This is a genomic window from Nonomuraea deserti, assembly GCF_004348685.1.
Taxonomy (GTDB): Bacteria; Actinomycetota; Actinomycetes; order Streptosporangiales; family Streptosporangiaceae; genus Nonomuraea; species Nonomuraea deserti.
Map to the genome: position 1 here is coordinate 94,363 of NZ_SMKO01000013.1, position 9,775 is coordinate 104,137.

A 9,775-nucleotide genomic window follows, 5' to 3' on the forward strand; every position below is an offset into this window, starting at 1 on the left:
GGCGACCGAACCCGCCTCCACGGAGTGGAGGCCATGAGTAGGGGGAGTAGATGGGGACGCTCGGTTTCTGGAGGCTCGCGCAGGCCGACCCCGAGTGGATCGCGGCCGTGGACCCCGACGGTACGGAGCACCGCGCCGGCGACCTGCTGGCCCGCTCGAACCGGCTCGTGCACGGCCTGCGCGGTCTCGGGCTGGAACCCGGCGACGGCATCTGCGGCCTGGCCCCCAACGGCGTCGACGGTCTCGTCCTCTACCTGGCCGCGCTGCAGGCCGGGTGGTACTACACCCCGGTCAACTGGCATCTGACCGGCCCCGAGATCGCGTACATCGTGTCCGACAGCGAGGCTAAGGCGTTCTTCGTGCACCCGCGTTTCCTCCAGGAGGGCGCGAGGGGCGCGGAGGCCATCGAGCCGGGGCGCCGGTTCGTGCTCGGCGAGCGGGCCGGCGGGTTCCGCCCGGTGGTCGAGCTGACCGCCGGGCAGCCGGACACCGCGCCCGAGGACCGCACCGCCGGTGCCACCATGCACTACACCTCGGGCACCACCGGCAAGCCCAAGGGCGTCAGGCGCCGCCTGAGCGGGCTCGATCCCGACGACTCGGCCGAGTTGATGACGTTCCTGCTCGGGTTGTTCGGCATCACGCCGGGCCGCCCCAACGCCCACCTGGTGACCTCGCCGAGTTACCACACGGCGGTGACCCAGTTCGGCGGGTCCGCCCTGCACATGGGTCACACGCTCGTCTACATGGACCGGTGGGACGCCGAGGAGATGCTGCGGCTGTGCGAGCGGCACCGCGTCACCAGCTCCCACATGGTCCCGACCCACTTCAAGCGGCTCCTCGCCCTGCCCGAGGAGACCAGGCGCGCGTACGACCTCTCCTCGCTGAGATGGATGATCCACGCCGCCGCGCCTTGCCCGGTCCCGGTGAAGTGGGCGATGTTCGAGTGGTGGGGTGACTGCGTGTACGAGTACTACGCGGCCACCGAGGGCGGCGGCACCCTGGCCACGCCCGAGGGCTGGAAGGCGCACCCGGGCACGGTGGGCTCGGCCTGGCCGATCAGCGAGCTGCTCGTCGTGGACGACCAGGGCGAGCCGGTGCCGGCCGGCACCCCCGGGACGATCTACATGAAGATGGTGGGCGTCCCGTTCGAGTACAAGGGCGATCCCGCCAAGACCGCCGCCAACCGGCTCAAGGACTACTTCACCGTTGGGGACATCGGATACCTGGACGAGGAGGGCTTCCTCTACCTCTGCGACCGCAAGGCCGACATGATCATTTCGGGTGGCGCCAACATCTACCCGGCCGAGATCGAGAACGAGCTCATGGTCCATCCGAAGGTGGCGGACGTGGCCGTGTTCGGCATCCCGGACGAGGAGTGGGGCGAGCAGATCAAGGCCGTGGTCGAGGCCGCGCCCGGCGTCGAGCCGGGGCCGGAGCTGGCCGCCGAGCTGCTCGCGTCGCTGGAGGGCCGCCTGGCCAGGATGAAGTGGCCCAGGAGCATCGACTTCATAGCGGAGATGCCCCGCGAGCCCAACGGCAAGCTGCTCAAACGCAAGCTACGCGACCCGTACTGGGAGGGACACGACCGTGCCATCTGACCCGCTGGTAGCCCAGCACGTTCTGGAGTTCCCGGGCGGTTACACGCGCACCACGGGCCCGGTGATCGGGCGGTTCCTCAGCGAATTACGCGGCCGCCGCATCGTCGGGGTGCGCACGAAGGAGGGCAAGGTGCTCGTGCCGCCCCTCGAGTACGACCCCGCGACCGGCGAACCGGTCACCGGCGAGTTCGTCGAGGTCGGCCCGGCGGGAACGGTGACGACGTGGGCGTTCGTGCCCGAGCCCGGCGCGGGCCACCCGCTCGACCGCCCCTTCGCCTGGGCGCTGATCAAGCTCGACGGCGCGGACACCGCGCTCGTGCACGCCGTGGACGCGGGTGATCCCAAGAGGCTGCGGGCGGGCATGCGGGTGTGGCCGGTCTGGAACGACCACCCCACCGGTCAGATCACCGACATTTCGTGTTTCGTCCCTGAAGTCACCGACATCGTGGCCAACGTCCGCACCGAATACCGCCTCCAGGCGGGCGGTGCCCTCCGCGTCTTCCTGGAGGGCATCGAACGCGGCGTCTTCCTCGGCGGCCGCTGCGACACCTGCGCCAAGGTGTACGTGCCGTACCGGCTGACCTGCCCCGAATGCGGAAACGCCATCCCTGAGACGCTCGAACTCCCCGACACCGGGACGATCACCACGTTCGCCATCAACAACCTGCCCGACCCGCGGGCCCCCGAGGTGCCGTTCGTGTCGGCGTACATCCTGCTCGACGGCAGCGACATCCCCGTGATCGCCCTGATCGGGGACGTACCCGCCCACGAGGTACGCCAGGGTATGCGCGTCAGGGCCGTCTGGGTCCCCGAGCCCGAACGAACGGCGTCCATGGCGAACATCCGCTGGTTCGCCCCCACCGGCGAGCCCGACGTGGAGCAGCCATGAGAGACGTAGCGATCGTCGCGTTCGCCCAGACGCGGCACACGGGCCACGACACCGGCCTGACCGAGCCCGAGCTCATCGGCCCCGTGATCGGCGAGGTCAAGGAGCGCACCGGGCTCAAGCGGTTCGGCTTCACCTGCTCGGGCAGTTGCGACTACCTGGCGGGCGCCCCGTTCTCGTTCGTGTCGGCCCTCGACGCGCTCGCCGCCTGGCCGCCCATCTCCGAGAGCCACGTCGAGATGGACGGCGCCTGGGCCCTGTACGAGGCATGGGTGCGCCTCCAGCACGGCGACATCGACTCGGCCCTGGTCTACGGCTTCGGCAAGTCGTCGCTGGGCGACCTGCGCACGATCATGACCCTCCAGCTCGACCCGTACTACCTGGCGCCGCTCGGGCTCGACCAGCTCTCCTACGCCGCGCTCCAGGCGAACGCGGCCGGAGCCGACCGGGCCGAGCTGGACCAGATCGTCAGGCGCAGCCGGGCGGACGGGCGGCGCAACCCGTACGCGCTCGACCTGCCGGACCCGGAGGGCGAGGACGTCGCGGTGCGGCCGCTGAAAGCGACGGACGTGCCGCCCATCACGGACGGCGCCGCCGCGATCGTGCTCGCGGCGGGCGACCTGGCGAGCCGGCTGTGCCCCCGGCCCGCCTACATCCGGGGGATCGCCCACCGCACAGAGCCCCACTACCTGGGCATGCGCGACCTGGCCCGGTCCGACTCCGCCGCCGACGCCGCACGCGCCGCGGGGGTCGGCAAGGGCCCCGTCGAGGTGGCGGAGCTGCACGCCCAGTTCCCGCACGAGGAGATCATCCTGCGGGAGGCGCTCGGCCTGCGCGACGACACGGAGATCAACCCGTCCGGCGGCCCGCTGGCCGCCAACCCGGTCATGGCCACGGGCCTCATCCGCATCGGCGAGGCCGCGCGGCGCGTCCACGACGGCGCCGCCCGCCGCACCGTCGGGCACGCCACGAGCGGCCCCTGCCTGCAGCAGAACCTCGTCACCGTGTTGGAGGCGTGATGGGAAACCGTTGTGCTGTCATCGGCATCGGGCAGACGCGCTACCGCAGCCGGCGTACGGACATGTCGATCGCCGGGCTGGTGCGCGAGGCGGCGCTGCGGGCGCTGGAGGACGCCGGGCTGACGTTCAAGGACATCGACGCCGTCGTCATCGGCAAGGCGCCCGACCTGTTCGAGGGCGTGATGATGCCCGAGTCGTACCTGGCGGACGCGCTCGGCGCGGCGGGCAAGCCGATGATGCGGGTGCACACCGCGGGCAGCGTCGGCGGCTCGACGGCGCTCGTCGGCGCCTCGCTGATCCAGGGCGGCGTGCACGAGCGGGTGCTGGTCGTGGCGTTCGAGAAACAGTCGGAATCCAACGCCACCTGGGCGCTCTCCACGCACCTGCCGTTCAGCGCGTCGCTGGTGGTGGGCGCGGGCGGCTACTTCGCGCCGCACATCCGCGAGTACATGCGCACGTCGGGAGCCCCCGACCACATCGGCACGCTCGTCGCGGTCAAGGACCGGCTGAACGCGCTGAAGAACCCGTACGCCCACCTGAGGATCCCCGGCATCGACCGGGCCATGGTCGAGTCCACGCCCATGCTCTGGGAGCCCATCCGCTACCTGGAGACCTGCCCGTCCAGCGACGGCGCCTGCGCCATGGTGCTGTCGTCGGAGGGGGCGATCACCGGCACCCCCGCCTGGGTGCACGGCACGGCCATGCGCTCGGAGCCGATCTTCCGCGCCGGGCGTGACACGGTCAGCCCGCAGGCGGGCAAGGACTGCGCGGCCGACGTCTACCGCCAGGCCGGCATCTCCGACCCGCGCCGCGACATCGACGTGGCCGAAGTGTACGTGCCGTTCTCCTGGTACGAGCCGATGTGGCTGGAGAACCTGGGCTTCGCGGCGGAAGGGGAGGGATGGAAGCTCACCGAGTCGGGCGCCACGGCACTCGACGGTGACATCCCGTGGAACGCCTCGGGCGGCGTGCTGTCCAGCAACCCCATCGGGGCGTCCGGGCTGATCAGGTTCGCCGAGGCCGCGCTGCAGGTGCGCGGGACGGCGGGCGAGCACCAGGTGGACGGCGCCCGCACGGCGCTCGGCCACGCCTACGGCGGAGGATCCCAGTTCTTCGCGATGTGGATCGTCGGACGCGACAAACCCTGACCTGCGGGGACACCCCGCATACCCCGAACCGAGAAAAGGGCCTCTGACCGGCAAGAGGAAGGGTCGCCATGGAGTTCAACCACGCTGACCTGTTCGAAGGGCTCGCGGACACGGTCGGGGACAGAACGGCCGTCGTCTGCGGCCAGGACCGGCGCACCTACGCCGAACTCGACGCCGAGGCCAACCGGCTCGCCCACTACCTCACCGACCTGGGCGTCCAGCCGGGCCAGCACGTCGGGATCCAGCTCTACAACGGCGTCCCGTACGTCGCGGGCGTGCTCGCCGCGCTGAAGATCCGGGCCGTGCCGATCAACGTCAACTACCGCTACGTCGAGGCCGAACTGCTCTACCTGTACCGCGACTCCGACATCAGGGCGCTGATCTACGACGTGGAGTTCGACCCGAGGGTGACCGCGGTGGCCGGTGAGGCGCCGCTGCTCGAGCACCTGATCGCGGTCGGCGGGCCGTCGTCGATCGGCTCCGCGGTGCCGTACGCGACGGCCCTCGAACGCGGCAAGCCGGAACGGGGGTTCCCGCCGCGCTCCGGCCAGGACGTCTACATCATCTACACCGGCGGCACCACCGGACTGCCCAAGGGCGCGATGTGGCACGTCGAGGACCTGTTCATGGGCTTCGGCGGCGGCAACCCGTACGGCGAGCCGCGCGCCACCCCGCAGGAGGTCGTCGACGAGGCGGTCAAGGCCAACCCGATGGTGATGATGGCCGCACCCCCGCTCATGCACGGGGCCGCGCAGATGGCCACGTTCATCGCCTGGTGGATGGGCTCGGCCATGGTGTACGTGCGCAAGTTCGACGCCCCCGAGGTGTGGCGGACGGTCGAGCGGGAACGCGTGTTCACCCTGAACATCACCGGCGACGCCATGGCCAGGCCGCTGGCGGACGCGCTGGAGGGCGGCGGCCACGACGTCTCCTCGCTCCTCGTGGTCAGCTCGACCGGGGCCATCCTGTCGGGCGCCGTACGCGACCGGCTGCAGGAGCTGCTCCCGAACGTCATGATCCTCGACAACTTCGGCTCCACCGAGTCCGGCTACACGGCGTCGGGCGTGGCCGGCTCCTCGCCGGAGAAGGGCCTGCGCTACCAGCCCAACTCCGTGGTCAAGCTGGCCGTACTCGACGAACGGCTCAGACCCGTCGAGCCCGGCTCCGGGCAGATGGGGACGGTGGCCAGGTCGGGCCGGGTGGCGTTCGGCTACTACAACGACCCCGCCAAGACGGTCCGCACGTTCGTCACCGACGAGGAGGGCACCCGCTGGCTGCTCACCGGCGACCTCGCGACCGTCGAGACCGACGGCACGGTGAACGTGTTCGGCCGGGGTTCGCAGTGCATCAACACCGGCGGGGAGAAGGTGTTCCCCGAAGAGGTCGAGGCGGTGCTCAAGGGGCATCCGGCGGTGTTCGACGCGGTGGTGACCGGGGTGCCGGACGAACGCTGGGGGAGCAGGGTGGCGGCCGTGGTCGAGCCACGGGAGGGCGTCGAGGTCACGGAGGAGGAACTCGACGCGCACTGCAGGAAGTTGTTGTCGGGGTACAAGGTGCCCCGGTCGTACGCATTCGTGGCGGAGATGGTGCGCTCACCGGCAGGCAAGGCCGACTACCGCTGGGCACGGGAGACGGTGGAGGGCGGCTCGCCCGAAGCTTCGCACGGGTGATCCGGAACTCACCGGCCCTCACGGAGCCTGCGCGCGGGTGAGGCGGCGCAGCTCGTCCTGGATCGCCGTCGCCTCGTCGTCCCGCCCGGCCCGCTCCATGAGCCGCAGCCGCCCGTGCAGCACGTCACGCAGGAGATCCGCCGGCCCCGCGCCACGTTCGATGATCAGCAGGTCGCGGAGCAGCCCCGCGGAGACCCGCAGCGCGGCGTCGGCGGCGTCGTCCCTGGCCAGCTCCTCCTGGCAGAGGCCGAGCTTGGCGTGCGCCACGGCTCTGGACAGCGTGTCCCGCGTCACCTGCGTGGCCCGGTGGAAGACCAGCCCGGCCTCCAGCGCCCGGCCCGCCTCCATGAGGGCGTCGCCCAGCATGAGCATCGCCCTGGACAGCAGGCCGACCAGCATGGGATGGCCGGAGCCGTGGCGTTCGAGCGCCGCGACCGCCTCCCGCAGCGGCTGGATCGCGTCGGCGGCCATGCCCCGCATCCTGAGCGCCGAGGCCAGCGCCAGGCAGGCGCCCGCACGGCCCGTGTGCACGGCCTGCGCGTCCATGCCGCCGGCCAGCAACTCGTCGTAGAGCGCTGTCGCCTCCCGCGCTCTCGACTCCGCCTCCGTCCCGCCGTCCAGCCGCAGCAGGGGCAGCAGCTCCGAGCTCTGCGCCAGCGAGTCGGCGAGGATCGCCCGGTGCGTGAGGTCGTCCGGCCACCGCCTGGCCATCGGGATCAGCTGTTCCACGAGCGCGTTGGCCTCGGTGAGCTCGCCGAGCACCAGGTGGCACCTGGCCAGCCGCTGGGTGGCCAGCGCGTGCTTGACGGTGCCGGTGGCGTACCCGGTCGCGGCAGCCCTGGCGTACTCGGTGGCCTCCTCGGCCCGCCCCGACGCCAGCAGGTCGTCGGCGATCGTCGCGGCGGTCTCGGCGGCGGCCTCCGTGTCGGACAGCCGGGTGAACAGTCCCAGCGCCTCCACCAGATGCGCCAGCGCCTCATGCCCCCTCCCGAACGCCCGCAGCACCTGCCCGCGTACCCGGATGGCCTGGGCCCGCACGTGCGGCAGCTCCTGACCCGACGCCGCGGCCCGGTCCAGCTCCGCCAGCGACCAGGTGATCGCCTCCAGCGCGGCCTGCGGCCGGTCGAGCACGGCCAGGCCGGTGCCGAGCCGGGCGTAGGTGACGGCGGCGAGGGCCGGGTCGTCCAGCTCGTCGCAGAGATCGGCGGCGCGCTCGCAGTGGGCCAGGGCCTCGACGGCGCGGCCCTCTTCGAGCAGCCGGCCGGCATAACGGTCGAGCACGTCGACCAGCGCACCGCCCGGCCGGTGGAGCGCGTCGTCCGGCCGGCGGAGCGCGCTGTCCGGCGGTTCGGCGAGGAGGTCGATGGCCTGCTCCATGACGGCGAGGTCGGCGTGGCCGAGCCTGGCCAGGGCGGCCAGCGCGAGGCCGAGCTCCGTACGGTGCCCACCCGACGTCGCGGCGAGGTTCCGGTGGACGCGGACGGCGAGATCGGCGGCCAGTTCGCCGGCCGCGCGTGCGGTCCCGTCGTCTCCCGCCCGCGCTGCAGCGTCACCGAACCCCGAGAGGCAGCGCCCGTACTTCGCGTGCAGCTCGGCGCCGGTGCCGCTCAGCGGCACCTCCCGCTCCAGAGCGTCGGTGAACGCCGCCAGCGCCAGCCCCAAATCCGATATGTCGCCCGTGAAACCGGCCAGGGCCTCGACCAGGACCTCCAGTACGTCCACCCCCGGCAACGGCCGCATGTCGAGAATCCGCGACCACAGAGCCACCCCGGAGGCGGGCCCCTCCTCCGCCACGCGCAGCCCGGCCAGCGTGATCAGGGCCGGCACGTGCACGTCGACGAGATCCGGCGGGACACGACCGTGCTCCGCCATCGACGCCGCCCCCTCCGTCAGCTTCGCCCTGGCCGCGTCGCTCTGGCCGAGCTCGGCCAGGCACAGCCCGCCCAGTTCCAGGCAGGTGGCGACCAGCAGCCCGCCGCCGGACGCCGCGCCCGTGATGTCGAGCGCCCGGGTGACCGACTGGAGCGCGCCCCCGGCGTTTCGCCGGGCGAAGCGGATGCCGCCCTGGAGCCGCAGCGCCCCGGCGAGCGCCAGGGGAGCATGGAGCCCGTCCGCCACGAGCCCCTCGTACAGCCCGACCAGCCGGTCGGCGGCGGCCTCCGCGTCCGACGGGCAGCCGGCACGGGACAGCGCGACGGTCTCCAGAATGAGAAGTTCGGCCAGCTCCGTCCGGAACGCTGCGCTCGTGCCGGTCTGCGGTTCGTAGGACTCGATCGCGGTGAGCAGGTGCGGAATGGCCTCCTTGTGGCGGCCGAGCCCGGCCAGCGAGCGCCCGAGCGCCGCCTCGACCATGCCCACGGCGATCGCGTGCGGCCGATCCGGTACGGGATACCGCTGCAGCAGCTCGGCCGCCTGCATCGCGAGCGCGAAGCCGTCCCCGGCCCGCCCCGCGTCCGCCCACGCGCGGGCGAGCGTCGCCTGGGCGGCCAGGTAGGCGTGGATCTCCTCCAGCCCCGGTACGCCCGCGCTCTCGAAGGACTGCCTGCACTCCGCCAGGCGCCGTTCCGCACCGGCCACGGCCTGCTCGGGATCGCGGGTGACCATCGCCAGCAGCCAGGGCCGCTCGCCGTCGCGCACGTCCGGCGCCGTGCGCATCCGGTCCAGCCTGGCCCGTACCCCGGCCGCGTGCCGCGCGTGGCCGCCGGCCACGTCGTACAGCTCGGCGGCGATCTCCAGCTGCGCCACGCCGTCGGCGGTCCTGCCGAGCTCGTCCAGGCACAGGCCGAGCAGCCTCCGCGCGTTCGCCTGCGTCGCGGTGTGCCGCTCCGCCACCACGCACATGACCTCCTGCAACGGGCCAAGCGCCGCCTCGGGCCGGTCGTCCGCCAGCATCAACTCGCCCAGCACCAGCAGCTGGTCGGCCAGGCGGGCGCGATGCCCGCCAGGGTCGAGCGCGACCAGGGCACGCAGACTCCGTACGGCCTCCGCCGCCGATCGTGCGGCGGCGTCCAGGTCATCCAGCCGCGCATGGAGCCGGGCCAGCATGCTCACGGTCGCCGCCAGCATGGACCGCAGCCCGGGCTCCTCGGCGGCCAGGCCGCGCAGCCGTACGACGGCCTCCCCCGCGGGGACCAGGGCGTCGGCCGGCTTGTCCCGCGCTTCGAGCCAGGCGGCGAGAAGGTGGAGGCGGTGGGTCACGTCCCTGCTCGCCGGTGCCGCGTGCTCGACGGCGGCGGTGGCGGCCCTGGCCAGGCACGCGGCCAGCTCGGGCACCGCCGCGGGATCCGGCCCGTCGAACCGCAGCAACGGCGCGGGCGCCGCGACGGCGTCCGTCGTCGGGAAACCCGTGTCCCCGATCGGGACGCCGAACGCCCGCACACCGCCCGGCGCCGCCAACCCCGGCACCGACGACACCGCCCCACCGGCCCAGACAAGCCCCGTCCCAGGCCCGGCC

General features: G+C 72.7%; 6 protein-coding genes. 5 read left to right on the forward strand and 1 reads right to left on the reverse strand.

Annotated elements, in window-relative coordinates; genetic code table 11:
• Positions 1-50 precede the first annotated feature (50 nt).
• The 5 genes from E1292_RS08415 to E1292_RS08435 all read left to right on the forward strand — a co-directional run bounded on the left by E1292_RS08415 (position 51) and on the right by E1292_RS08435 (position 6,321).
• The gene (locus tag E1292_RS08415; RefSeq protein ID WP_132593730.1) at positions 51-1,598 is read left to right on the forward strand and encodes an acyl-CoA synthetase; all 1,548 of its coding nucleotides are present in this window, start codon (positions 51-53) and stop codon (positions 1,596-1,598) included.
• On the forward strand, positions 1,588-2,487 hold the full coding sequence (locus E1292_RS08420) for a Zn-ribbon domain-containing OB-fold protein (RefSeq protein ID WP_246090001.1): 900 nt from the start codon (positions 1,588-1,590) through the stop codon (positions 2,485-2,487). Before E1292_RS08415 ends, E1292_RS08420 begins: the two co-directional genes overlap by 11 nt.
• Positions 2,484-3,503, forward strand: a complete 1,020-nt coding sequence (locus tag E1292_RS08425) for a thiolase family protein (protein WP_132593732.1) — start codon at positions 2,484-2,486, stop codon at positions 3,501-3,503. Before E1292_RS08420 ends, E1292_RS08425 begins: the two co-directional genes overlap by 4 nt.
• Positions 3,503-4,651, forward strand: coding sequence for a thiolase family protein (locus E1292_RS08430; protein ID WP_132593734.1), 1,149 nt, complete (start codon positions 3,503-3,505; stop codon positions 4,649-4,651). Before E1292_RS08425 ends, E1292_RS08430 begins: the two co-directional genes overlap by 1 nt.
• 68 nt (positions 4,652-4,719) lie before the next feature.
• Positions 4,720-6,321 (forward strand): acyl-CoA synthetase, encoded by a 1,602-nt coding sequence (locus E1292_RS08435; RefSeq protein WP_132593736.1) that lies wholly within the window; start codon positions 4,720-4,722, stop codon positions 6,319-6,321.
• A gap of 18 nt (positions 6,322-6,339) precedes the next feature.
• On the opposite strand, the gene E1292_RS08440 is transcribed toward E1292_RS08435, so the two are convergent.
• Positions 6,340-9,775, reverse strand: a 3,436-nt coding sequence (locus E1292_RS08440; RefSeq protein WP_220446733.1) for a hypothetical protein, incomplete at its 5' end; no start/stop codon positions are given.